General features: G+C 46.4%; 24 protein-coding genes. 4 read left to right on the top strand and 20 right to left on the bottom strand.

What is annotated here, in order from left to right; all coding sequences use genetic code 11:
- Positions 1-117 precede the first annotated feature (117 nt).
- Positions 118-282 (top strand): hypothetical protein, encoded by a 165-nt coding sequence (locus K6T22_RS04390; protein WP_238239100.1) that lies wholly within the window; start codon positions 118-120, stop codon positions 280-282.
- A 56-nt stretch (positions 283-338) separates the two neighbouring features.
- Here K6T22_RS04390 and K6T22_RS04385 read toward each other — a convergent pair whose 3' ends face one another.
- A complete protein-coding gene (locus tag K6T22_RS04385; protein ID WP_238239099.1) occupies positions 339-1334 on the bottom strand; it encodes an NADP-dependent oxidoreductase in 996 nt (331 codons plus the stop codon).
- A gap of 188 nt (positions 1335-1522) precedes the next feature.
- Here K6T22_RS04385 and K6T22_RS04380 point away from each other — a divergent pair, with 188 nt between their 5' ends.
- Complete coding sequence (locus tag K6T22_RS04380) at positions 1523-2581, top strand: PTS sugar transporter subunit IIC (protein ID WP_238239097.1); 1059 nt, start codon at positions 1523-1525, stop codon at positions 2579-2581.
- An 88-nt stretch (positions 2582-2669) separates the two neighbouring features.
- Here the strand turns inward: K6T22_RS04380 and K6T22_RS04375 are convergent, their stop codons facing one another.
- The 3 genes from K6T22_RS04375 to K6T22_RS04365 form a co-directional block, all read right to left on the bottom strand.
- Positions 2670-3302, bottom strand: coding sequence for an HAD family hydrolase (locus K6T22_RS04375; RefSeq protein ID WP_238239095.1), 633 nt, complete (start codon positions 3300-3302; stop codon positions 2670-2672).
- Positions 3303-3315: 13 nt separating this feature from the next.
- A complete protein-coding gene (locus tag K6T22_RS04370) occupies positions 3316-3879 on the bottom strand; it encodes a DedA family protein (RefSeq protein WP_238239093.1) in 564 nt (187 codons plus the stop codon).
- 135 nt (positions 3880-4014) lie between these two features.
- Positions 4015-4449, bottom strand: a complete 435-nt coding sequence (locus K6T22_RS04365) for a YkvA family protein (protein ID WP_238239091.1) — start codon at positions 4447-4449, stop codon at positions 4015-4017.
- 137 nt (positions 4450-4586) lie between these two features.
- On the opposite strand from K6T22_RS04365, the gene K6T22_RS04360 reads away from it, so the two are divergent.
- Both K6T22_RS04360 and K6T22_RS04355 read left to right on the top strand, forming a co-directional pair.
- Positions 4587-5336 carry an SDR family NAD(P)-dependent oxidoreductase gene (locus K6T22_RS04360; protein WP_238239089.1) on the top strand — a complete coding sequence of 250 codons (750 nt, stop codon included), beginning with the start codon at positions 4587-4589 and terminating at the stop codon, positions 5334-5336.
- A 343-nt stretch (positions 5337-5679) separates the two neighbouring features.
- Entirely contained in the window at positions 5680-6939 is a 1260-nt protein-coding gene (locus K6T22_RS04355; RefSeq protein WP_238239087.1) for a murein hydrolase activator EnvC family protein, read from the top strand.
- A gap of 64 nt (positions 6940-7003) precedes the next feature.
- Here K6T22_RS04355 and K6T22_RS04350 read toward each other — a convergent pair whose 3' ends face one another.
- From K6T22_RS04350 to lepA, 16 genes are all read right to left on the bottom strand, one after another.
- Positions 7004-8653, bottom strand: coding sequence for a methyl-accepting chemotaxis protein (locus K6T22_RS04350; protein WP_238239086.1), 1650 nt, complete (start codon positions 8651-8653; stop codon positions 7004-7006).
- Entirely contained in the window at positions 8650-9624 is a 975-nt protein-coding gene (locus K6T22_RS04345) for a BMP family lipoprotein (RefSeq protein WP_058704806.1), read from the bottom strand. The genes K6T22_RS04350 and K6T22_RS04345 overlap by 4 nt, the downstream gene beginning before the upstream one ends.
- A 137-nt stretch (positions 9625-9761) precedes the next feature.
- Positions 9762-10427, bottom strand: a complete 666-nt coding sequence (deoC, locus tag K6T22_RS04340; protein WP_023467449.1) for a deoxyribose-phosphate aldolase — start codon at positions 10425-10427, stop codon at positions 9762-9764.
- Between the two features lie 76 nt (positions 10428-10503).
- Positions 10504-11388 carry an EamA family transporter RarD gene (rarD, locus tag K6T22_RS04335; protein WP_238239085.1) on the bottom strand — a complete coding sequence of 295 codons (885 nt, stop codon included), beginning with the start codon at positions 11386-11388 and terminating at the stop codon, positions 10504-10506.
- 16 nt (positions 11389-11404) lie between these two features.
- Complete coding sequence (rarD, locus tag K6T22_RS04330) at positions 11405-12286, bottom strand: EamA family transporter RarD (RefSeq protein WP_238239084.1); 882 nt, start codon at positions 12284-12286, stop codon at positions 11405-11407.
- Between the two features lie 47 nt (positions 12287-12333).
- Positions 12334-13029, bottom strand: a complete 696-nt coding sequence (rluF, locus tag K6T22_RS04325) for a 23S rRNA pseudouridine(2604) synthase RluF (protein WP_023467446.1) — start codon at positions 13027-13029, stop codon at positions 12334-12336.
- A 136-nt stretch (positions 13030-13165) separates the two neighbouring features.
- On the bottom strand, positions 13166-13330 hold the full coding sequence (locus K6T22_RS04320) for a hypothetical protein (protein WP_238239083.1): 165 nt from the start codon (positions 13328-13330) through the stop codon (positions 13166-13168).
- 224 nt (positions 13331-13554) lie between these two features.
- Positions 13555-14889: a tRNA (N(6)-L-threonylcarbamoyladenosine(37)-C(2))-methylthiotransferase MtaB gene (gene mtaB, locus K6T22_RS04315; protein WP_023467445.1), complete on the bottom strand. Its 1335-nt coding sequence runs from the start codon at positions 14887-14889 to the stop codon at positions 13555-13557.
- 5 nt (positions 14890-14894) lie between these two features.
- Positions 14895-15641: a 16S rRNA (uracil(1498)-N(3))-methyltransferase gene (locus tag K6T22_RS04310; protein ID WP_238239082.1), complete on the bottom strand. Its 747-nt coding sequence runs from the start codon at positions 15639-15641 to the stop codon at positions 14895-14897.
- 4 nt (positions 15642-15645) lie between these two features.
- Positions 15646-16593, bottom strand: a complete 948-nt coding sequence (prmA, locus tag K6T22_RS04305; protein WP_238239081.1) for a 50S ribosomal protein L11 methyltransferase — start codon at positions 16591-16593, stop codon at positions 15646-15648.
- Positions 16594-16618: 25 nt separating this feature from the next.
- The gene (gene dnaJ, locus K6T22_RS04300) at positions 16619-17725 is read right to left on the bottom strand and encodes a molecular chaperone DnaJ (protein ID WP_023467442.1); all 1107 of its coding nucleotides are present in this window, start codon (positions 17723-17725) and stop codon (positions 16619-16621) included.
- Between the two features lie 132 nt (positions 17726-17857).
- Positions 17858-19684 carry a molecular chaperone DnaK gene (dnaK, locus tag K6T22_RS04295; RefSeq protein WP_238239080.1) on the bottom strand — a complete coding sequence of 609 codons (1827 nt, stop codon included), beginning with the start codon at positions 19682-19684 and terminating at the stop codon, positions 17858-17860.
- A 52-nt stretch (positions 19685-19736) separates the two neighbouring features.
- The gene (gene grpE, locus K6T22_RS04290; protein WP_238239078.1) at positions 19737-20294 is read right to left on the bottom strand and encodes a nucleotide exchange factor GrpE; all 558 of its coding nucleotides are present in this window, start codon (positions 20292-20294) and stop codon (positions 19737-19739) included.
- 24 nt (positions 20295-20318) lie between these two features.
- Positions 20319-21353 carry a heat-inducible transcriptional repressor HrcA gene (gene hrcA, locus K6T22_RS04285; RefSeq protein ID WP_053452709.1) on the bottom strand — a complete coding sequence of 345 codons (1035 nt, stop codon included), beginning with the start codon at positions 21351-21353 and terminating at the stop codon, positions 20319-20321.
- A 646-nt stretch (positions 21354-21999) separates the two neighbouring features.
- On the bottom strand, positions 22000-23139 hold the full coding sequence (gene hemW / locus K6T22_RS04280) for a radical SAM family heme chaperone HemW (RefSeq protein WP_238240021.1): 1140 nt from the start codon (positions 23137-23139) through the stop codon (positions 22000-22002).
- A gap of 64 nt (positions 23140-23203) precedes the next feature.
- On the bottom strand, positions 23204-25027 hold the full coding sequence (gene lepA / locus K6T22_RS04275; RefSeq protein ID WP_029340997.1) for a translation elongation factor 4: 1824 nt from the start codon (positions 25025-25027) through the stop codon (positions 23204-23206).
- Between the last annotated feature and the right edge of the window lie 25 nt (positions 25028-25052).

The raw sequence follows: 25052 nt of genomic DNA, 5'->3' as shown, positions 1-25052 counted from the left end.
TCTTGTTCGTGGAAGTCATCCATATCCATTCGAAAATAGATGCCTTACACTCGTATTGTTTTGGAATCAAAAAACGGGGAAACATTATTACGTACTGATAAAAGGAGATGACGGAACATGTTAAATGAAAAAAATAATGAACTACCAGATGAAAAAGCAGATGTCGGTCTTCACCCCGACCCTGATCCAGCAGAGACATCCGATCCTGGGATCAAACCAGCAGAGACACAACATCCGGATCCTGACCCAGAAGAACTTGAGCGCGATCGCAAAGAGTCGTGAATGTTTAGCCATACCAAAAGAGGTTGCGGAATTTTCCGCAACCTCTTTTGGCATATTTATTTGACTTTTACTAATAGTTTTCCTGTATTTGATCCATCAAACAGTCCGAGGAAAGCATCTGGTACGCGATCAAATCCTTCAAAAATCGTTTCTTCGTATTGCAATTTACCTTCACTGACCCATTGTCCTAGTTGCTCCGCTGCCTCTTTGAAACGTTTGCCATAGTCACCGACTAAGAAGCCTTGCATGCGTGCACGCGCAATAATTAATTTAGACTGAACGCGTGGACCGATGTCCTCTTGTGCGTTATAACCTGAAATCGCACCGCAAACTGGTACCCGAGCAAATGGATTAAGGCGATCAAGCACGGCATCACCAATCTCACCACCAACGTTTTCGAAGTAGACATCGATTCCGTCTGGACATGTCCGGTCTAAAGCTTCCCGAATGTCTTCTGTTTTATAGTTGATGACTTCATCAAAGCCAAGATCTGATTTTAAGTGCTGTAACTTTTCATCACTTCCTGCAATTCCGACGACTCGTGCCCCCTTGATCTTCGCAATTTGACCGACGATCGAACCAACAGCCCCTGCTGCTGCCGATACGACGACCGTTTCCCCTGGTTGTGGATTACCGATATCAAGCAATCCGAAGTATGCTGTCATCCCTGTCATTCCTAAAACACCGAGCGCCGTTGAAATCGGTGCGATCTGCTCATCGATTTTACGGACACTTTTCGCGTCGACGACTGCTTTCGTCGCCCAATCAAGCATCCCGACAACAACATCACCTGATTCAAGTATCTCACTTTTAGACTCGATGACACGCGCCACGACTCCTCCGTGAATCGGTTCATCAATCTCAAACGGTTGCGAATAAGAGCGTGCATCATTCATACGTCCCCGCATATATGGATCGACCGAGATATAGAGTGACTCCAGCGCTACTTGCCCCTCTTGTAATTCTCCTAGCTCAAATGATTCATAACGGAATGTTTCCCCTGTTGGTTTTCCGTTTGGTCGTGCTGCTAATACGATACGTTGTTCTGACATGATTCATGACCTCCTCATTCAATGTACTTCTTCACTGTAACAATTCCGTTTCTGAAAGACGAATCCTTTGCTTATTTGGAATTTTCCAACTTTTTCTTGACGCCTCTCTTTTCTTGCCGTAAGATAAAACACAATTCATAACTTTTATACTGTTATGCACAAAAGCGTTACATAAGGAGAGGATTTGTATGGATTCATCTATTTTGCGCGAGCCCCGTCAATTTGCAGTTCATGTGTTAAACGGACTTAGTATCGGCATCCTCGTTGCTCTTATCCCGGGTGCATTGCTCGGTGAACTTGCTAAAGCATTATTACCATACGTTTCTGGCGCCCAACACGTTTTGGACGCAACGACACTTGCGATGCGTCTTTTACCGATGGTGATTGGTGTAGCCGTAGCCATGCAATTTAAAGTGACACCAATCGCCACCACGTCGATTGGACTCGCGACGGTCGTTGGATCAGGCGTTGCGACTCGTGCAGATGCGACGTTCGTCTTCGTCGGTACGGGAGACGTCATCAATGCTGGTCTGACGGCAGCTGTTGCGACGGCAATCGTCTTATTGATCGGTGAACGTTTCAAGACGTATACGGTGCTTGTCATGCCAACGATTTTGATTGTCGGTGCCGGTGCAATCGGCGTCTTGACGTATCCGTTCGTCACGCGGATTACAACCGCAATCGGACATATCATCTCAGACTTTACGGTACTTCAACCCGTCTTGATGGGTATTCTGATTGCCGTCGCCTTTTCTGTTCTCATCGTTTCTCCGCTTTCGACGGTCGGCATTGCAACAGCGATCAGTTTATCGGGTGTTGCTGCCGGAGCTGCCAATCTAGGTGTCTGTGCCGCTGGATTTGGTCTTGCGATTGCCGGTTGGCAAGCAAATTCACGCGGAACGTCGATTGCTCATTTTCTAGGTTCTCCTAAAATCCAGATGGCGAACTTCATCCGAAATCCATTGATGATTTTACCTGTCATGTGTAGCGCCGCTATCCTCGGTGCATTAGCAGGTATGCTCGGTGTTCAAGGTACACCGTTTAGTGCTGGATTTGGAATGTCTGGTTTAATCGGTCCAATCAATGCGTTACATCTGATGTCAGGTGGCTGGACATTATTTAATATGACATTCGTTCTTGGGCTGTTCATCGTCCTGCCTGTCATTCTCTGTTTATTGTTCCATCTGCTATTCCGGAAGTTCCGTCCATGGATGAGTGCAGAACCATATCGACTCGATTTTGAGTAAGTGCATCTTGATTGATTTTTTTAACCACCAAAAAAGCCAAGCCGACCGTCTGAAAAAATCGACGAGTCTAGCTTGGCTTTTTACTTCTTTATTTTTCGAGCAATGCTAATAAATCAAGCGGTGTCTCGATGACATGATCTGCCGAATCCCACTCGGATGGCGTCCCAAAACCATATTGACATAAGACGACCGGCATATGTTCCTTACGAGCCGCTTCGACATCAGAAGACCGATCTCCAATCATCCAGTAAGACCCTTCTCCAAACTCCTCGCGGTGAGCCCGTAAGATATCTGCTTTTTCTTTACCATTGACGGATTCCAAGCATTTCGGACTTGTGAAGAACGAGCGAATTTCCTGACTATCAAGCACAAGGTTTAGATAGTGATTGCCGCAATTACTTGCTGTCGAGACCGTATGTCCCGCTGAAACCAGAGCTTGTAATAGTGATCGAATCCCGTCAAATAAGACATTCTGTTCAACCATCGTCGCTTCTAAATGACCATGTCTCTTTTTTCGAATTAAACGAATATCCTCTTCCGAAGCTTCCGGAATCGCTTTGCGCCAAAAGGCACTTCCTGCAAGACCATAGCTTGCCTGAACACTTGCCTGCGAAGGTTTTGGAAGATGCGGCATATCATCCATCGCCCGATGAATCGCTTCTGTCATTTGTTCCGTTGAGTCAATCAATGTACCGTCAATATCGAATAAGATAATTGCCATGATGCCACTCCTTTTACATCTCTTTTTTTACTTTTTTCTTTTTTTGGATCAAATAGATTACAGTAATGAGTATCCCTAATCCAATCCAAACTACAGGATGGTTGAGGTGATGCAGTTTTCGCCATTCATGACCAACGGCTTTCCCGCCCCAAATGAAGATCGATGACCAAAGTAAGAAGGAAATCGTTGTCACAACCGTGAACGTCCAACGCGAAACACCCGTGAGACCTGCACCAATCGCAAATCCGATTCGCCACATCGGAGACAGAAGTAAAATATAACGTCCCTTCGTCTCCATTTGTGTTTGAAACTGAAGCATTTTTGTTTCTGAAATCCGAAACCATTTGAATAAACGATTCAATAACCGTTCACTCCCGAACTGACCAATCGTAAAGAAGAGGTTTTGACTAATGACGAAGCTCACTACAGCGAGGAACAACATGAATAAGAGATTTGCCTGTGCCGTGTGCACAAGATACCCTGCATACGCCAGCGGTACTTCGCTTGGTATGAAAGGAAACATGAGTGTCATCATGATTCCGATATATCCGTAGGATTCCATCCAGTGATGTCCCATCTTCGCCCTCCTCTCTCTTTACCAACTATTTCTAGTGTATCGAAATTTCAAGAGGGCGTACAGGAAACGGCTCTTTGTACATAAGAAAGAGCGACTTCGTATCGGAAGTCGCCCTGGTTATGATTTACGTACGAATTAATACGCATCTTCACTTTGTAATGGTTGTGTGCGACGTTTTTGTTGCTCATCTTGCCAGTCACTGAAACGTGTCAATTCTTCGAAGATCGTTTTCGTAACAAAAAGAATGACCGCGATATCGTCTGCGAAACCAAATCCGAGGACGAAATCAGGTACGAGGTCAATCGGTGATACGAGATAAATCAATGCTCCGATTACCTTTAAAATCGTCGTACGACGAATGTTACGGTATTCACCTGACTGGTACGCGCGAATCATATCGACGAACAGCGTCAACGGCGAGAAAATGACGGACAAACGAGAGTTCCCGTTCACTTTAGCAGTGGCTCGTTGTAATAGCGAATTCGTCTTTTTCGGACGATCGATGTAATCTTTTGCTTCTTCGGCATACTGATTTTGCTGTTTCTCTAATTGTTGATTCGAAAATTTCATGTCCTGTTTTCCCCCATTCTAAAGTAACTTCAACGCTTTTCTATTTCCCTATTCCTACGTATGATAACCCTGTCAGGTTTCAGGACGCGATGGAACGGTAAAAAAGGGAGAGAAGCGCTACAGAAAGGATGATTTTTATGAATCATGTCAATCAAACCGTTATCATCACCGGAGCTGCCAATGGGATTGGAGCTGAACTGGCGCGAACTTATGCCGCTCAAGGTGCAAATGTTGTTCTTGCCGATATCGATCAGATGACCGGAGACGAATTAGTTCAACAAATTGAAGAAGATGGAGGTACGGCTTACTTCTATCACCTCGATATTCAGCACGAAAAAGACGTGCAACTATTGATTGAAAAAGCAGTTGAACATACAGGTCGAATCGACATCGTCATCAACAATGCCGGTATCATGATCCGAAAACCGTTACTCGAACTATCACTTGAAGAATGGGATCGGGTTCATCATACGAACCTGCGTAGTATTTTCCTGACAACGAGAGCAGCAACCCCCTATTTGAAACAAAGTAAAACCGGTGGTCGGATTGTCAATCTCGCTTCGACCCGTGCTTTTATGTCAGAACCGCACACGGAATCCTATGCCTCGACGAAAGGTGGCATTTTTGCATTGACGCATGCACTCGCTGTCTCACTCGGAGAAAATGGTATTCTTGTCAACGCGATTGCTCCTGGTTGGATCGAAACCGGTGACTATCAAGAGCTGTCACCTGAGGACCATAGTCAACATCCAGCCGGTCGCGTCGGAAAACCAAGTGATGTCGCGCGTGCCGCTCTTTATTTGACGCATCCAGATAACGACTTTTTGACGGGAGAAACACTCGTCCTAGATGGCGGTATGACACGAAAAATGATTTACGAAGAGTGACTCATGAAGAGTGCCTGACCTAGGCACTCTATTATTATTTTCATTTCACAAAAACTATATCTATACCTTTTTCAATTCTTCTTAAACCTTCTCTTTATATGATGTTACAAAAATATATCTTCTGACATCATTCGGAATCAATTAATTATCCAATCAATTTTCCCTTCATATCAACGGTTTGTACTTATCCTGATCTTAACCAATCGTTATTTTCATAAATTCTTCATCTTTTCCGCTAGTTTCTCTTGCACTTTTTTAAAAGAATTGTAAAATTGAATTTCCGATTTTCCTGTTAGAGTGGGAAAGGTAACACTTCACAAGGGAAAGGAATGACGCTTAATTTATGAAACGACCTTTCGGAAAGTCACTTGGGCTATCGCTCATGACACTTACTTTACTCGTAAGTCCGCTCATGACGACGACTCCCGTCGATGCGGCAAATTCATATAAAGAAAAGCAGCAGCAAAACCAACAACAACAATCGAAACAACGCGAGGCGTTGTCTCAAAAAAAGAATCAATTATCTAAAGCACAGCAACAAGTCTATGCCCTCGATCAACAGATCAATGGACTAACGTTACAAGTCGTCGAGAATCAAAAGAAGATCGACGAAAACACGAAACAAATCGCTCGTCTAGAAGATAAAATCAAGAAGTTACAAAAGAAAATCAAGAAACAAGAAAAAATGCTCGGTGATCGCTTGGCAGTTCGTCAGTCGAAAGCCGATAACGCTCCGTTACTCGAAGCCGTCTTCGGTGCAAAAGATGTCGGTGATATGATTAGCCGCTTCAATGCTTTCAATACGATTGCGGAAAGCGATGCTTCTTTATTAAAAGATTACGAATCAAACAAAAAAGAACTGGCAGCTGCAAAAGAAGAATTAAAGCAGACACGTCAAGACTTGATTGAAGATCGTAATGTTTTAAAAAAGAAACAACGTGAACTCAAAGAAGAAAAACAAAAACGAACAGCGCTATTGAAACGTCTGACGTCGCAAAAGAAAAAAATCGAATCGAACATCCTCAGCCTGAAAGAGGCATCGGCCCAACTGAAGGCACAGGAAGAGGCAGAAAAAGCTGCAGCACGTGCGGCGAAAGCAGCTGAAAAGGCAGCCGCCGCAAAAGCTGCAAAACAATCGCCAGCGCCAGCTTCTGTTAGCAAGGCCAGCACAAAAGTCATCTCAAAAGCAAAAGGTAAATTCATCAAACCTGCTCAAGGCTCCGTTTCGCAAGGAATGGGTGCAGCAAGCGGAAGCAATGGTTATGCGTACCACAATGGTACAGACTTCGCTGGTCCACTCAACTCGCCAATCGTTGCGTCTGCAAGCGGGACAGTCATCTTAGCAAGTTCAGGTGGTCCTTACGGCAATCACGTCTATATCTCTCATAATATCGACGGGAAAACGTATACGACCGTTTATGCTCATATGAATGCCTTGAATGTTAAACAAGGACAACAAGTCAAACAAGGACAACAAATCGGCGTGCTTGGAAGTACCGGTAACTCGACTGGTCCACACTTGCATTTTGAAATCCACGATGGTGGGTATCAATACGATGCAAATGGACGGACGAATGAGCTCGACCCAGAAAGCTTCTTCTAAGTCGATTCAAGAAAAAGTGCACTTCTTCTCTTCCCGAGAAGGAGTGCACTTTTTGCTGTGTTCATTAAATTTTGAATTGATGTGTCTGACTGTCAAGCGACGTCGTCGTCGACTCGAGTTCTTGCATCAATTGATGAATCTGTTCAAACGAGGCCTGTTGATCACGCATCGAAGCTGCGATCTCTTCATTCCCGGCTGCAAGTTCTTCCATGACACCACTGACTGTACTGACTTGACCAACGACATGGCGAGCTTGTTGCTTCGAATGAACGAGTTGCTTCGTCACATAATCTAGTGTTTCCGTCACGTTCGCTACCTTTTGACGCGTTTCACCAAAAGCTTGTTGGACGTGTGTAAAGTTCTCGACCTGGTTCGTCTGTTCTCGCTCCGCTTGCATGAGTGCTTCTTGTAAGACGGCACCGTCCTGACGAATCGAACGGACAAGCGAGAAGATCGAACGTGTCGCTTCGTGTGTCTCATCTGCTAACTTTTTGACTTCACTTGCCACGACGGCAAATCCTCGGCCAGCTTCTCCAGCCCGTGCCGCTTCGATTGCCGCATTAAGTGACAATAAGTTCGTCTGCGCGGAGACTCCCGCGACGAGTTGCGCCATCTGCTCGATTTGTTGCGTCTGCTCAAGGAAACCTTCCAGTTTCTGACCGAGTTCGCGGTTTTGCTCCGTTGACGCACGAAGTGACCGTGCTTGCTGTTCCATGACGGAACTACTTTGAACCATCACGTGATCAGCCGCCTGCCCTTCTGCATAAGCGGTTTGTGCGCGTTGTTCACTCTCTTCAAAGAGCTGTTGCATATCAGACATCGTACTGACCGTCGTCTGGATATCGTCCGACACCGTTTGAGTACCACTCGCCATCTCATTGATCGCATGGGTCATGTTGCCAGAAACTTCAACGATATTTGCGTTCTCTGTCGTCGCTTCCGTACTCATCTGACGAATCGTGTTCGACGAACGACTGATCGTTCCAATGACTTCATGTAAGGTTCCTTGCATCTGCGCAACCGCTGTCTCGAGTCGACCAATCTCATCTTTTCGACCGGATACGACTAATTCCTGCGATAAGTCTCCGTCCGAAATCTGTTCTGCCGTCCGGACGACACGGCTGATCGGTCGCGTGATGCTACGTGCGAAGTACCAGTTGTATAACGCAAGACCAATCAGGAGAATGAATGTCGCGATCAAGACAGTCCGCGTCAGATTTAATGTCTCGTCTTTTGCTTCACGTTGTAAGACATCATAAAACTCTCCATTTTTCGTATGTAACGTGTAGAGATCACTGAGGACACCCTCAATCTGTGCAGCGTGCGAGCGAATTTCAATCGGATTCATCGCGTCCGTCAGTTCTGTCCGCTTCGTTGCAAGCGTCTTATACTTCATATCCGCCCGGTTCAACTCTTCTTGAAATGCAGGAATCAAATACGTCTTCTGTAATTCGTTTAATGCTTGTTCGTTCTTTTTACTAAGTGCCTGTACTTGCTCCGCCTGACTCTCAGACGGTTGGCTTGCCAGTCGGTTCCAGGCTGCTTGTTCGTATAAGAGCTTCGTTTCAAGTTCTGAGATCTCAACGAGCTGTTTCCCATAATCTTCGTTGTAGGACTGAATTTGACGGAGCTGGAACAAAGTCCATCCCATCAAGATGACGACACTCAAAATCGTCACTAACGTTGAGAGTAAAAATCGTTTCCGTAACGTCATTGGATCGTCACCTTACCTTCGAGCACATCTTGCTGCAGCTGCTCTAATTTTTTTCGTTCTCCGTCCGTAAAGTTCGTGTTTCGGATTGGAGCCAACTGGATCGCTCCTTCTTTGACGCCAAGGACGACTTGTCCGGACTGTAGACCTTTCGCAGCTACATCTTGTCCGATTTTCGTAATCGCAAGATCAACTTGTTTTAGCATTGACGTCATGACGGCGTCAGGTGCAATCGCGGTCTGATCGCTATCGACACCGATGGCTTTTTTCCCCTTCGTTTGTGCTGCCTCAAGGACACCACTTCCCGTCAATCCAGCAGCTGCGTATAATACGTCTGCCTTTTTCTGCATCATTTCGTTTGCGAGCGTCCGTCCCTTTTCGGGCGCTGCAAAGTCTTCAGCATATTCGACGAGTACTTTTGTTTTTGGATTGACGGCTTTTGCGCCAGCTATGTATCCTTTTTCGAATTTTTCGATCAGAGGTGACTTCATCCCACCGACGAAACCAATCGTATTCGTCTTCGTTTGGATCCCTGCCGCAGCACCGGCTAAGTAACTACCCTCATCTTCCTTGAATGTAACCGAGAGCACGTTCGGTAACGTCGAAACAGCATCAATCAAGGCGAATTGTTGTTTCGGATATTTTTTAGCAACCGTTTCAAGATCCGTCTGTCCCATAAAGCCGAGTCCGACGATAACGGTCGGCTTCTTTTTCGCTAACGCTTCGAATGCTGCTTTATAAGTCTTCGTTTCATTCAATTCTCGGTAATCGATCGACCAGCCTTCCTTCTCGCGTAACAACGCCATACCACTCATTGCCGCATCGCTGAACGACTGATCGCCAAGACCCACATCAGACAAGACGACTGCCATTTCCTTTCTTTCCTTGACTGCTCGTTCTGGATCATCGATGACACTACCGCACCCTGCGAGGCTAAGTGTCGATGCCAGGATGATTCCACTCCATCGTTTCATCTATTCCACACCCTTCCAACATTCTACATCTGATTATCGGAAGCGATGTCTGACTTCTTAATACAAAATTTAAAATCAGAATACTTTCATAACAAAAAAACATGCCCCTCTTAAAAAGAGGGACATGTCAGATATTCTTAGTAGTCGCTATCAGACGTACCGCCTGTAACGATTGCAATTCCTGCTGATGCACCAATACGCGATGCACCTGCATCGATCATTGCTTTTGCACCTTCGAAGTCGCGAACACCACCAGATGCTTTAACACCGATGTCAGGACCAACTGTCTCACGCATGAGACGGATGTCTTCAACTGTAGCACCACCAGTTGAGAAACCAGTCGATGTCTTCACGAAGTTAGCACCTGCTTTAACTGAAAGTTCAGCAGCTGTTTTGATTTCTTCTTTTGTAAGAAGGCAGTTTTCGAAAATGACTTTAACGAGTGTACCGTTTGCCGCTTCGACAACCGCACGAATGTCACGTTCAACTAACTCAAGATCGCCATCTTTTAATGCGCCGATGTTGAGAACCATATCGATTTCTGTTGCACCGTTTTGGATCGCATCTTTTGTTTCAAATGCTTTCACTTCTGGTGTGTTTGCTCCAAGTGGGAAGCCGATGACTGTACATACTTTGACGTCGTCATCTGATTTTAAGAGTTCTGCTGCTAACGCGACGTATGTTGGGTTAACACAGACGCTTGCGAATTTGTATTCTAATGCTTCTTTACAGAGTGTTTCGATTTGAGCACGTGATGTTTCTGGCTTTAGTGCCGTATGGTCGATCATTCCTGCTAAATTCATGTTTGTTGTCCTCCTTAAGGGTATCCCTTAGACTCTGTTTTTATTCTATCACGCAAGAGGTCAGACTTCTATCTTTTTACGCGACTTTTCGGAGCTGTTTTTTCCGAATCCAGACACCATTGAGCGTAAAGATGATTGCTGCTGTCCAAATACATGTAAACGCCACCATGTGTGTTTTAGTAAATGGTTCGTGATAAAGCAATACACCGAGTCCGAGCGACAAGGTCGGTGCGACGAATTGGAGGAATCCGACCCACGTGAATGGAATCCGTTGTGCCCCAAATCCGAATAACAAAAGTGGAACGGCGGTGACGATCCCGGTCAAGATGAGTCCGGTCGTCGTACCAACGGATTCGGTCATCGAAGACGTCCCTTGCACCTGCCAATACCCGAGAAAAATCAAAGCAAGCGGAAGCGGCGCCATCGTCTCAAGCGTCAGACTAACCGTTGATTCGAGCGGTCGCCGCTTTTTGACGACGCCGTAAAAGCCGAAGCTTAAGGCAAGTGCGATCGAAATCCATGGAAACTCGCCGTAGCCAATCGTTAAAATCAAGACACCGATTGTCGCAAGGACAATCGATACCCACTCGATCCGTGAGAGTTTTTCACGAAAGAATACGACACCGAAGACGATACTGACGAGCGGGTTGATATAATAGCCAAGCGATGCCTCAACAATGAATTGATGATTGACGGCCCAGATATAGATGAACCAGTTCAGACTGATGATCAGTCCGTTTAAGAAAAAGAGTCGGCGCGTGAACGGATCGCGCAGCGCCGTCTTCCACTTCCCAAGCGCTTTTTGAAATGATAATAGGATGAGCAGAAATAAGAATGACCAGATGATGCGGTGTGCCAGTATCTCCTCACTCGGTACATTGGCGAGCATCTTCCAGTAGAGCGGTAAGAGTCCCCAAATGATATACGCGACAAGTGTCGCAAAGAATCCTGGTAGATTCACGTAATCCCTTCTTTCATTATGATACCTTCTTCATTCGCATCTTTCCTGCCGATAAACCGCTGATCGTAAATAGAGCAACAGCAATCCAAATGAACAGGAAAGCGATGAAGTGAATCGTCGTAAAGACGTCATTAAATAGATAAATTCCAAGGAGCAGCGTCAGCGTCGGGGCAATGTATTGGAGAATCCCGACGTAGACAAACGGGATTTTCGGCATTCCGTATCCGAATAACATCAATTGGACTGCTGTTGCGATTCCGAGCATGATGATCGCAATCAATGCACTCGTCGGCATCGCAAGCGGTTGACTATCTGTCACACCAAGCGTCAAGAGAGCGAACGGAAGCGTGACGAGTGTCTCTAAAAATAATCCGGATAATGGTTCGGCTGCTGCCTTTTTCTTCAGCACACCGTAAAATGCGAACGAGACGGCAAGTGAAAAGGCGATAATCGGAAATTGACCATAACCGAGCGTTAAAATCATCACACCGATGATTGCTGATAAAATTGCAATCACTTGCGGACGCGTCAATCGTTCCTTAAAAAAGATCAAACCGAACAAGACGCTGACGAGCGGATTGATGTAATACCCGAGTGACGACTCAACGATATACCCTTCCCCGATGGCGTACAGATAGAGCGACCAGTTCCCGCCTAATACGAGCCCTGCCGCAAGAACGGTATAGCGCTGGCGTTTGTTTTGCCATAATTGACGAACGAATTGGAATTTCTTCGTCAGGCGTAGTAACAACGTCACGAAGATGAACGCACTCAATATCCGAATTGAAACGACCGTCCATGCTGGAATACCAGCAGCAAATACTTTGTAGATCGGCAACAGTCCACCAATCACGTAGGCGACGAATGTCGCACTCATACCCCGTTTATCCACGGTCATCCCCCTTATGTATGAAGAAAGCCGCCAGTGGCGACTTTCATTGAACCTTATTGCCCGTCAAGCGTCGTAAACAACTCGCGTAATTCCTCTTCTGTCAAATCACGCCAAGAACCAATCGGTAAATCGCCAAGCTCGATGTTCATGATCCGAACGCGTTGGAGACGCTTAACTCGGTAGCCGAACTCTTTACACATACGGCGAATCTGACGATTTAACCCTTGCGTCAAAATGATCCGGAATGTCCGTGTCTCAAGTGGTTCAACGATGCATTCCTTCGTTGTCGTACCGAGAATGTCAACACCACTCGCCATCCCTTGAATGAACGTATCTGTAATTGGTGCATCGACGGTTACGATATATTCTTTATCGTGATTGTTTTCTGCTCGTAAGATCCGGTTAACGACATCACCGTCATTCGTCAAAAGAATCAAGCCGTCTGAATCTTTATCGAGGCGACCGATTGGGAAAATCCGCTTCGGATGATTGACGAAATCGATGATGTTTCCTTCGATATCAAGCTCTGTCGTACACGTGATGCCGACTGGTTTATTTAAGACGATGTAGACAGGTTTTGGTTTTGTCTGGAGCGGCTGACCGTCGATTTCGACGACGTCCGTTTCTTCAGCTTGCGAGCCGAGTTCTGCTGTCAGACCGTTGATCGTCACACGACCTGCATCGATCAGTTTATCGGCAGCACGTCTTGAGCAAAAGCCCGTTTCGCTAATGAATTTGTTGATTCGCATGAATGATATCCTCTTTCCTTAATTGAACTGTATTCAGTGTAGCGCATTCCTGAAATGAAAACAAAATAACATGCGATGCTCCTCTATGTAAGAAAAGCAATGCATGTCGTCTTTAGTCTTCAATTCAATGATCGATTCATTGTTTTTTCTTACCTGTGTTCAAAAACGTCAAACAAGTAATACTTATTATTAGGACGATTAAAATAATCGAACTATACGCAAATGCCTCTTGATTAAATAAAACGATGAACATCAATACTGTTAAGATGACTGATAGAACTGATAATCCGTTTGTTTTCATTTTGAAAAATCCCTTTGTATGTGAAGTGTTATGCTCATATCATGAGGTCTTGTTTCTGGTAATAATCTACTTATGAAAACCATAACATAAAATCATTTTCTAAAATGAATCGATCAAAAGTTGTTTTAAAAAACTAAAGCACCCTACATAGTAACGTAAGAAAACAGCCCCTATTTCGAGGCTGTTTTCTTATATGCGTATATCGAGATCGCTTTTACGAATCATTAGACTGCAGCGTCTTTAAGTGTCTGCATGATTCGAACGAATTGACCATCATTCATCGGATAGCCGGCTTTCGTGATTTTGACACGAACGAGTTGTCCGATCATCGACTCGTCGCCTTCGATTGCAACACGTAAATAGTTATCTGTGTAACCGACGAGACGACCACCTGCTTCTTCCGAGAATTCTTCCGGAATGATCTCAAGCAATTCTCCCTCGTATTTCGAAGCGTATTCCTTCGCGAGTTGATCCGATAAGGCGATCAAACGCGCGACGCGTTCTTCCTTGATTGATTCCTCGACTTGATCGTCCATCATCGCAGCCGGTGTACCGGTCCGTTTCGAGTACGGGAATACATGCAATTCACTGAACTTATGATCATTAATGAAGTTGAACGTTTCCATGAACTCTTCTTCCGTCTCACCTGGGAAACCAACGATGACATCTGACGTGATTGCACAGTCAGGCAGAACTTCCTTCAGACGTGTGATCCGTTCTCCGAATTCCGCCATCGTATACTTGCGGCGCATCCGGCGGAGGACCGTATCGGATGCAGACTGGATTGGAACGTGCAAGTGACGAACGACGATTGGTGAATCCTTCAGGACATCGAGTACCTCGTCCGTGATTTGACTCGCTTCGATCGACGAAATCCGTAAACGTTCAAGTCCATTGACGGATTCGAGTGCTTTAAGTAATTTCGCTAAATTGTAGTCTTTCAAGTCTTCTCCGTATCCACCTGTATGGATTCCCGTTAAGACGATTTCTTTGTAACCCGCATCAACAAGCTGTTGTGCTTGCTTCAAGACATCTTCCGGTTGACGAGACCGCATGAGACCACGCGCCCATGGGATGATACAGAACGTACAGAAGTTGTTACAGCCTTCTTGAATTTTCAGAGAAGCTCGTGTCCGGTCCGTAAAGGCCGGTACATCCAGTTCTTCATAGACTTTTGCTTTCATGATGTTTCCGACCGCATTGATTGGCATGCGTTCTTCACGGAATTGTTCGATGTATCCAATCATTTTATGCCGATCTTGTGTTCCGACGACGACATCGACGCCAGGAATCGCCATGATTTCAGCAGGAGATGTTTGGGCATAACAGCCCGTTACGCAGATGACACTATCCGGATTTTGGCGAATCGCTCGTCGGATGACTTGACGACTTTTCTTATCTCCGGTATTCGTGACCGTACATGTATTGACGACATAAACGTCCGCATGATCCGCAAAATCAACGCGTGCGTAACCAGCGTCTTTGAACAGTTGCCAGACAGCTTCTGTTTCGTAGTGGTTGACTTTACAGCCAAGCGTTTGAAAGGCAACAGTTGCCATTTCGTTCACCCTTTCAATTCAAAATGATACGAGACGGCGGAAAGGACATAAAATGGAGCCGTTTCCGTCCGTAAGATGCGGCGCCCTAGAGCGGCTTGTTTAAAACCGGCATCCGTCAAACGTGCGATTTCCGCTTCTGCGAACCCGCCTTCAGGTCCGATCACAACAAGAAGAGAATCTCCTTCTTGTAGCTCAGCAAGCGTCGTAGCAAGGACGGAAGCCTCCCCTTGTTTTGCTGATTCTTCATAGGCAACCAGACAAGCCGTGTAGTTCGATGCATCCTGTAAGACTTCATCATACGCCACGAAGTCAACCGTCGGCAAGTGGGCACGATACGATTGTTCCGCTGCTTCCTTGACGATTTTTTCGAGTCGCTCCAGCTTCTTTGGAACTTTCTTCTGATCCCATTTTGAGACGGAACGATCAGCTTCGAAAATCCGTAGATGATGGATCCCAAGTTCCGTTGCTTTTTGCGCAACGAGTTCGATCTTATCGCCCTTTGGTAATCCATGGGCAATCGTCACACGAATCGGTAGTTCTGTTTCAATCGGTAAAGTCTCTTCAATCCGTGCAGATGCCGCTTGCTTATCGAGTGCTTCAAGACGACACCGATAAAGACCTGTTCCGTCAAGTACGAGAATCTCTCCGCCGACTTCCATTCGCATGACGTTCTTCATATGGTGTGCGTCGTCTTTTGGGAGATGAAAGACATCTCCCTGACGCATCGAGGGTTCGACGAAATACCGTTGCATGCGTTTACTCCTCCCGTTTTGCGATGATCGCGACCCAGTCTTCAAGCTTCGTCGTCTCAACAATCGTAAAGCCTGCTTCTTGCATCGCTTGGACGACCATGTCTTTCTTCTGACTGATGATACCTGAAGCGATGAAATGTCCGCCAGGTAACGTCAATGTATAGGCATCTTTGACGAAAAGGAGAATGACTTCCGCTAAGATGTTCGCGACGATCAACTCGACCGGTTCACTCAATTCCTTCATCAAGTCTCCTTGACGGACTGTGATCTGCTCACTGACTTCGTTCAAGGCGACGTTTTCTGTCGCTGATTTGACAGCGACTTCGTCTAGGTCAAGTGCAAAGACATCTTTTGCTCCTAGCTTCGCTGCTGCGATCGCTAAGACACCGGATCCCGTTCCGACGTCGACGACACGGTCCTCCTCTTGTAAGTAGTTTTCGATTGCTTGAATACAGAGGACCGTCGTCGGGTGTGTTCCCGTTCCGAATGCCATGCCTGGATCGAGCTCGATGATTTTTTCATCTGGCTGTGGTGTGTAGTCTTCCCACATCGGAACGACCGTCAAATGACGGCTGATCTTGACCGGCTTATAGAATTGTTTCCATGAATGAGCCCAGTCTTCTTCATCTACTTGAGTCAGCGTGACAGCACCCGTACCAATCGACAAACCGAAGTTCGTCAACTGTTGGATGTCATGTTCGATGCCTTTGATCGTGTCCGTCAAATCGCTGCTTTCTGCAAGATACGCCTTCACGAGTACACCTTGAGTCGGGTACTCGTCCCGTTTCGTCTCATCCCAAATTTCACCGAAGTTATCCTCACGGTGGGACATCATCTCGAAATCTTCGACGTCCTCGATGACGACTCCGCTTGCTCCCGCTTCATGTAAGATGTTCGAAACTGCTTCGATGGCTTCTTGTGTCGTATGGACACAGATCTCTGACCATTTCATTTCTTGTCACGCTCCTCTGTAGTGATCACCCTGTGAAGAATGTCTTAATCCGGCTGAAGACACCTTCGTGCTGCTCTTCAACACCTTTTTCATCGCTAATTTCATTGAATTCGCGTAATAGTTCTTTTTGACGTTCCGTCAGATTCTTCGGCGTGATGACGACGACGTTGACGTACTGATCGCCATGATGACCAGACCGGACATTCGGCATCCCTTTTCCGCGTAGACGGAATCGCGAACCTGTCTGTGTGCCGGCTGGAATCTTCAGACTGACCTTACCGTGAACGGTTGGTACTTCAATCTCATCTCCAAGTGTTGCTTGCGCAAACGTCAGCGGCATGTCCATGACGATATGATCGTCGACGCGTTCGAACAGTTCGTGTGCTGCAACACGAACGACGACATACAAGTCACCTGCTGGTCCACCGTTGACGCCGGCTTCCCCTTTTCCTGCTAAGCGAATTTGTTGCCCATTGTCGATCCCTGCTGGAATTTTGACCCGAACATCTTTGTTTTTACGGACACGACCGGCGCCACGACATGTTTCACATGGTTCCTTGACGATTTGTCCACGACCATGACACGTCGAACATGTCGTTTGGTTGACGACACGACCGAACATCGTGTTTTGTTCGACGTTGATGTGACCCGAACCACCGCATCGTTTACATGTTTCCGGATGTGTTCCTGGTTTAGCACCAGAACCGTGACATGTACCGCAATCTTCTTCGACTGGGATTGTGATCGTCTTCTCAACGCCTGTGACCGATTCCATGAAGTCGATTTCTTCGACGTATTGTAAATCCTGTCCTTTACGTGGTGCGTTTGGATCTTGACGACGTCCGCCACCGAAGAACATGTCGAAGATGTCTCCGAATCCTTCTGCGCCACTGAACCCACCACCACCTTGTGATGGATCTTGGTGACCGAATTGGTCGTAACGTGCTCGTTTATTGTCATCGGATAACACTTCATACGCTTCCGATAATTCCTTGAATTTCGCATCCGCATCTGCTTCTTTATTGACGTCCGGGTGGTACGTCCGGGCAAGCTTACGGTACGCGCGTTTGATTTCCGCTGATGAGGCATCGCGCGCGACGCCTAATACTTCATAATAATCGCGTTTTTCCACGTGCAGTCTTCCTCTCTCTATTCCGATTCATTTCATACTGTTTGATTTTACCGAACTTCGTGCGACATGGAAAGAGCCAAAGCGCGGATACGCTTTGGCTCTCTCTAGCGCCCGAAAAATCGGTCGGATGAATTACTTGTTGTCTTTCTCGTCGACTTCTTCGAACTCTGCGTCCATGACGTTGTCGTCTTGGCCACCAGCTTGTGCGCCTTCAGCGCCGGCTTGTTGCTGTGCCATGTTCTCGTAGACTTTTTGTGTCAACTCTTGAACGACTGTCGACAATTCGTCTTTTGCAGCACGGATTGCTTCGATGTCTGTTCCTTCGAGAGCTTTTGTTACTTTTTCTTTTGCAGCTTCTGCTTTTTCTTTGTCAGCGTCAGAAACTTGCTCACCAAGATCTTTGATTGCTTTATCTGTTGCGAAAACGAGTTGGTCTGCTTCGTTGCGTAATTCAACTTCTTCTTTACGCTTGTTGTCAGCGTCCGCATTTGCTTCTGCATCTTTGACCATTTGCTCGATGTCTGCTTCAGTCAAGCCGCTTGATGATTGGATCGTGATTGATTGTTCTTTGTTTGTTCCAAGATCTTTCGCAGAAACGTTAACGATACCGTTCGCATCGATGTCGAATTTAACTTCGATTTGTGGCACGCCACGTGGTGCTGGTGGAATGTCCGTCAATTGGAAGCGACCGAGCGTTTTGTTATCTGCTGCCATTGGACGTTCTCCTTGGAGGACGTGGATATCAACAGCTGGTTGGCTGTCTGCTGCAGTTGAGAAGACTTGTGATTTCGAAGTTGGGATCGTTGTGTTACGGTCGATCAATTTCGTCATCACGCCACCCATTGTTTCGATACCGAGTGAAAGTGGAGTTACGTCGAGAAGAACGACGTCTTTAACGTCCCCTGTCAATACGCCACCTTGAACTGCCGCACCGAGGGCAACGACTTCATCCGGGTTAACCCCTTTGAACGATTCTTTGCCAGTGAAGTCTTGGATTGCTTTTTGAACTGCAGGAATACGAGTCGAACCACCAACGAGGATGATTTTATCGATTTTGTCAGGTGTCAGACCTGCATCATTCATAGCACGGCGTGTTGGTTCCATCGTACGTTCAACGAGATCTGCTGTGAGATCATCGAATTTCGCACGTGAAAGCGTCATTTCCAAGTGAAGTGGACCTGATGCGCCAGCTGTGATGAACGGAAGGCTGATTTGTGTTGAAGAAACACCTGAAAGGTCTTTTTTCGCTTTTTCAGCTGCATCTTTCAAACGTTGAAGCGCCATTTTGTCTTGAGCAAGATCGATGCCGTTTTCTTTTTTGAATTCTGCTACGAGATGGTCGATGATTTTTTGGTCGAAATCATCTCCACCGAGACGGCTGTCACCAGCAGTTGAAACAACTTCAAAGACTCCGTCACCGAGTTCAAGAATCGATACGTCGAACGTACCACCACCAAGGTCATAGATGAGGATCGTATGGTCTTCGCCTTTTTCGAGACCGTATGCGAGTGCTGCCGCTGTAGGCTCGTTGATGATCCGTTTTACGTCAAGACCAGCAATCGTACCAGCGTCTTTTGTCGCTTGGCGTTCTGCATCATTGAAGTAAGCTGGTACTGTGATGACAGCTTCTGTGACTTTTTCACCGAGGTAGTCTTCCGCTTGTGCTTTTAATTTTTGAAGGATGATTGCAGAGACTTCTTGTGGTGTGTAATCTTTGCCTTCTACTTCTACTTTATAATCCGTACCCATGTGACGCTTGATCGACATGATCGTGTTCGGGTTTGTGATTGCTTGACGTTTTGCGACTTCCCCTACTTGACGCTCGCCGTTTTTGAATGCGACGACAGATGGTGTCGTACGGTTTCCTTCTGCGTTAGCGATGACGACTGGTTCGCCACCTTCCATTACTGCAACACATGAGTTCGTTGTACCTAAGTCAATACCAATGATTTTTGCCATGATCTATTTCCTCGCTTTCAATGATTGGAATATTCAAATGCCTACTTGCTGATTACTCAGCTACTTTAACCATACTTGGACGAATTACACGATCGTGTAATTTGTACCCTTTTTGGAATTCGGCAGTGACGATGCCTGATTCGTGTTCTTCACTTGCTTCTTGAACGACTGCTTGGTGAAGGTTCGGATCGAACGCTTCTCCAACGGCAGGAATCGCAACGACACCTTCGTTTTGAAGTGTTTCAACGAGTTGACGTTTTACCATTTCAACGCCAGCTAAGACGGATTTTGTCTCATCGTTTTCTGTTTCGATTTGGAGCGCACGGTCCAAGTTATCGACGAGCGGCAATAGCTTTTCGACGATGGCTTGTGATGAATACTTCGCGCGATTCTCTGCTTCGACACGGTTGCGACGTTTGAAGTTTTCAAAATCTGCACGGAGGCGTAACTCTGAAGCTTTTGCTTCTGCGAGTTGTGCTTCGAAGTCTGGTTTCTCGTCTTCGACGAGATCCGCTTGGATGACTTCTTCTTCTGTGACTTCGACTGTGTCAGTCGACTCTGTTACGTTTTCTTCTTGTTGGAGGTTTTGATTCTGTTCTTTTTCTTCCACTCTGAATCGAGCCCCTTTCTATATTCAATCCAAATTGTTCTTATGCAATTCGGCTTGGAATGCTTGGAGTAAATGGATAATCGAGTTGATTCCCCGATTGTAATCCATCCGTTTCGGTCCAATCAATGCAAGTGTTCCGATCGAGACACCGTCGACCGAATAGTGAGCTCGGATGACGCTACAATCTTTTAATGCATCGACGTTGTTCTCGCTACCGATCGTAATCAAGATTTGATTATCAAGATTTGGTCGTAGAAAATCGAGAACGGCTTCTTGTTGTTCGATCAACTCGAGCACCGGTCGTAGTTTTGCAACGTCCTGAAATTCGGGCTGATCGAACATGTTGGCTTTCCCGCCCAAATAGATGAACGGTCGCTCCTCTTGATCCGTCAAGACGAGATCAAGTGCTTTTGAGAGCAAGACCGTCTGTTCAGAGTGCTCCGAACGGAATCGGCGAATCTCTTCAAGCAATCGACTGCGTAAGGCTGAGAGCGGCGTACCGCGTAACGTCTGGTTCAGACGTTCCATCAGCCGGCTCGCTGCTTCCTGGGATAACGCTTGATTCAATTGCAACGTCTTGTGTTCGACATGTCCCGTCTCGGTGACGAGAACGATGACGACACGACCCTCGGCAAGAGGAATCAATTCCAGATGATGCAGACGTTGCCCTTCTTCTTTTGGTCCAAGTACAAGCGTCGTGTAATGGGTTAAATCGCTCAACAGGTCTGCTGTGTGCCGAATCAACCGATCATTCTCATTCACGGAATGGGCAAAGAGTGATTTCAATGCCTGTGCTTCTTTTGGTGTGATGCTTTCCGGACGAATCAGATGGTCGACATAAAAACGGTATCCGAGTTCGGAAGGAATCCGACCTGCGGAAGTGTGTGGCTTTTCAATCAGACCCATCTCTTCGAGGTCCGCCATCTCGTTACGAATGGTCGCGGAACTGAACGTCACGTCGTCTCTTTTCGAGAGCGTCCGTGAGCCGACGGGTTGAGCAGTCTTGATGTAATCATCGACGATTGCACGTAAAATCAACAATTGACGATCCGTCAGCACCTTCTTCACCACCTTATTTTGTTAGCACTCACTTTTAACGAGTGCTAATTACATCTTTTACTATAAGGAATTGTCCGTCCGATGTCAACCGAATTGCGTGACCCTTTGAACAGTTTCCCATTCTACGATACAGTGAAACAAAGAACAGAAAGGATGAATCGGATGATTGAATTATTGGCAATGGCAGGAGTCTTTGTCTGGCTGTTCATCGCGGTCATCGGAACGACTGCTTATTTTTTAAGGAAATCAAAAAAATGACGGAAACATGGACTGATATTCTGATTTAGATTCTGTTTTAGCAATGAACGTTTCTGTCATACTCGCTTTTAAAAGACGGGAGGTAAGTCGCGACACTTCGCATCCAATGCGATCTGTCGGGTCTTACCCATCCCTGACGAAAGCTTTCTTTTCCTTTAGGAGTCGAGTACGGACTGTCACGTCCTAGTTCTAACAAAAAAAGAATGACTCGTCACACGTCACTCCTACAGGAAAAAGTGCATTTTTGCGCTGTTAGAGACAAACAAGACCCGCTTTCCTGCTTAAATGAAGCAGGAAAGCGGGTCTTGTGTTTCGCCTGAGGAAAGGGCGTGAAAAGACGAGTCATTCTTATTTAAGTCAGTCCTTTTTCTTTTCAATGATTTAAGACTCATTGAACCTGCGCTTCACCAATAAACTCTGCGAAGACTTCATTCGCTAGCGGAATTCCGGCTGGCGTCAAACGAATATGTGTCTCCGTTTGTTCGACAAGACCGTTTGGCAACAACCGTTTCATGACGTCACCAAAGACATCTTCAAATGCTACTCCATACTTCGCTCGGAAACGTTCGAGTGATACGCCGTCCTTCATTCGAAGTCCAAGGAACATCTCTTCTTCCATCCGCTCGACGTTCGTCAACGGCGTCTCTTTTCGAACCGGTAACCCTTCCGCTTTAATATAATGCGGAATCGGTGCGATGTTCGCACGACGTGTCTGATTGATGTAGCTGTGTGAGCCTGCACCGAACCCGTAGTATTCATCATTTTCCCAGTAGACACGATTATGCCGACTCTCTTTACCAGCTTCCGCGAAGTTCGAGATCTCATACTGCGCATATCCACCCGCTTCTATCGTTTCGATCATTACTTGATACATCTCTGCCTCGAGATCTTGCGTCGGCAGTGGTAGCTTTCCTTTTCGCTCTTGAATCGCAAAGACTGTATGCGGTTCTAAGATCAATGAATAAGATGAGATATGTGTAATCGGCAGTTGAAGTGCCCGCGTGACGTCGTAGCGGACCTGATCGAGCGTCTGATTCGGTAACCCGAACATCAAGTCGACGGAGATGTTATCAAACCGTTTCGCTGCTGCGTCGAGCGTCTGCGCGACTTTTGCTTCCCGGTGCGTCCGACCGATGCGTTCGAGCAATCCGTCATCAAATGACTGGACACCAAAACTGACGCGGTTGACGCCACCCGCCTTCATGATATCGAGTTTCTCTTCTGATACACCATCCGGGTTCGACTCGACCGTGTACTCTAAATCGTCACCTGTTAGTGGTAACAAATGCTTCTGAATGATTTCCATTAAACGTTGCATCTGCGGTTCATTCAAAGCGGTCGGTGTGCCGCCACCGACGAAAATCGTCTCGAGATAATCCGTCGGGTATTGTTTCAGCGTCAGTTCGATTTCGCGTTCGAGTGCATCGAGATATTCATCGACGGGCTGATTCTTTAAAAAGACTTTATTGAAATCACAGTAATAACAAATATGTTCACAAAAAGGGATGTGGACATATGCGGCGCGTATTCCCATTTCGCCTCATCCTTTCTCTATAAAAACCAAAAAGGGGACGCAAGCGCCCCCCACCTGTTTAATCTTCGTCCATGGATAGAACGGACATGAAGGCTTCTTGCGGTACCTCTACTGAGCCTACCATCTTCATGCGTTTCTTACCTTCTTTTTGCTTCTCGAGCAACTTCCGTTTCCGAGAGATATCTCCCCCGTAACATTTCGCAAGAACGTTCTTCCGTAATGCCTTGATCGTCGAACGCGCGACGATCTTCGTTCCGACAGCAGCCTGGATCGGTACTTCGAACTGCATCCGCGGAATCAATTCCTTCAACTTATCAACGATGACTTTCCCGCGTTCGTACGCGAAGTCACGGTGAACGATGAAGCTGAGCGCATCGACGTTCTCGTTGTTGAGTAGGATGTCCATCTTGACAAGACGCGACTGTTGATAGCCAATCAATTCATAATCAAGTGACGCATAGCCTTTCGTACTTGATTTCAACTGATCGAAGAAGTCGTAGACGATCTCAGATAACGGTAACTCATACGTGATTTTGACACGTGTCGTATCGATGTATTGCATATCGACGAATGTTCCGCGTTTCTTCTGACACAACTCCATGATCGCACCAACGTAATCATTCGGTGTCATGACAGCAGCCTTAACGAACGGCTCTTCGATGAATTCAACTTTTTGCTGATCCGGCATCTTCGATGGGTTATCGACGTGCAAGACTTCACCTGCTGTCGTCGTCACGTGATAGATAACGGACGGTGCCGTCGTGATCATATCGATGTTGAACTCACGTTCGATCCGCTCCTGAATGATCTCCATATGGAGCATCCCGAGGAATCCACAACGGAATCCGAATCCGAGTGCTTGTGAAGTCTCTGGTTCGAATTCAAGGGCCGCATCACTGAGTTGTAGTTTTTCAAGCGCTTCTCGTAGATCGTTGTACTTCGCAGCATCGATTGGATAGAGTCCACAGTACACCATCGGATTCATTTTCCGGTAACCTGGCAGTGCTTCAGCAGCCGGCTGTTTCGCAAGCGTGATCGTATCCCCGACACGCACATCGCCAACCGTTTTGATCGAAGCCGACAACGTTCCAACATCACCGACCGTCAATTCTTGCTGACGTAACGGTTTTGGTGTTGCGACAGCGAGTTCAAGGACTTCAAAATCCTTACCTGTTGACATCATCCGGATCTTATCGCCAACCTTAACTGTTCCGTTGACGACTCGAATCGATGCAACGACACCACGATAAGCATCATAGTAAGAGTCGAAAATCAATGCTTCAAGCGGTGCAGATGGATCACCGGTCGGAGCTGGTACTTTCTCGACGATTTGTTCTAAAATTTCTTCGATTCCGATTCCGGCCTTCGCAGATGTCGGAACGGCTTCAGACGCATCGAGCCCGATGACATCTTCGATTTCTTGACGGACGCGTTCAACGTCTGCAGAAGGCAAATCGATTTTGTTAATGATCGGAAGGATTTCGAGATCGTTGTCGAGTGCTAAGTAAACGTTCGCAAGCGTCTGCGCTTCGATTCCTTGCGCCGCATCGACGACGAGGACAGCTCCTTCACAAGCTGCAAGTGAACGCGAGACTTCATATGTGAAGTCGACGTGTCCCGGTGTATCAATGAGGTGAAGAATGTAGTCTTCCCCATCTTTTGCTGTATACTTCAATTGAACAGCATTCAGTTTAATCGTGATTCCACGCTCACGTTCGAGATCCATGGCATCAAGTGTCTGGTCTTTCATTTCGCGCGATGTCAACGCGCCAGTTTTTTCTAAAATTCGGTCAGCGAGTGTCGACTTCCCGTGATCGATATGGGCAATGATCGAGAAGTTACGAATACTCTTCTGCCGCTTTAAACGGTCTTCATTCGTCATGTTTAGAGTCACCTTACCTTATTTT

Origin of the sequence: Exiguobacterium acetylicum (assembly GCF_022170825.1) — a bacterium.
Classification (GTDB): domain Bacteria; phylum Bacillota; class Bacilli; order Exiguobacteriales; family Exiguobacteriaceae; genus Exiguobacterium_A; species Exiguobacterium_A acetylicum_B.
Note: the sequence above shows the minus strand (reverse complement) of the source record. Positions and strands in the feature narration are given on the sequence as shown.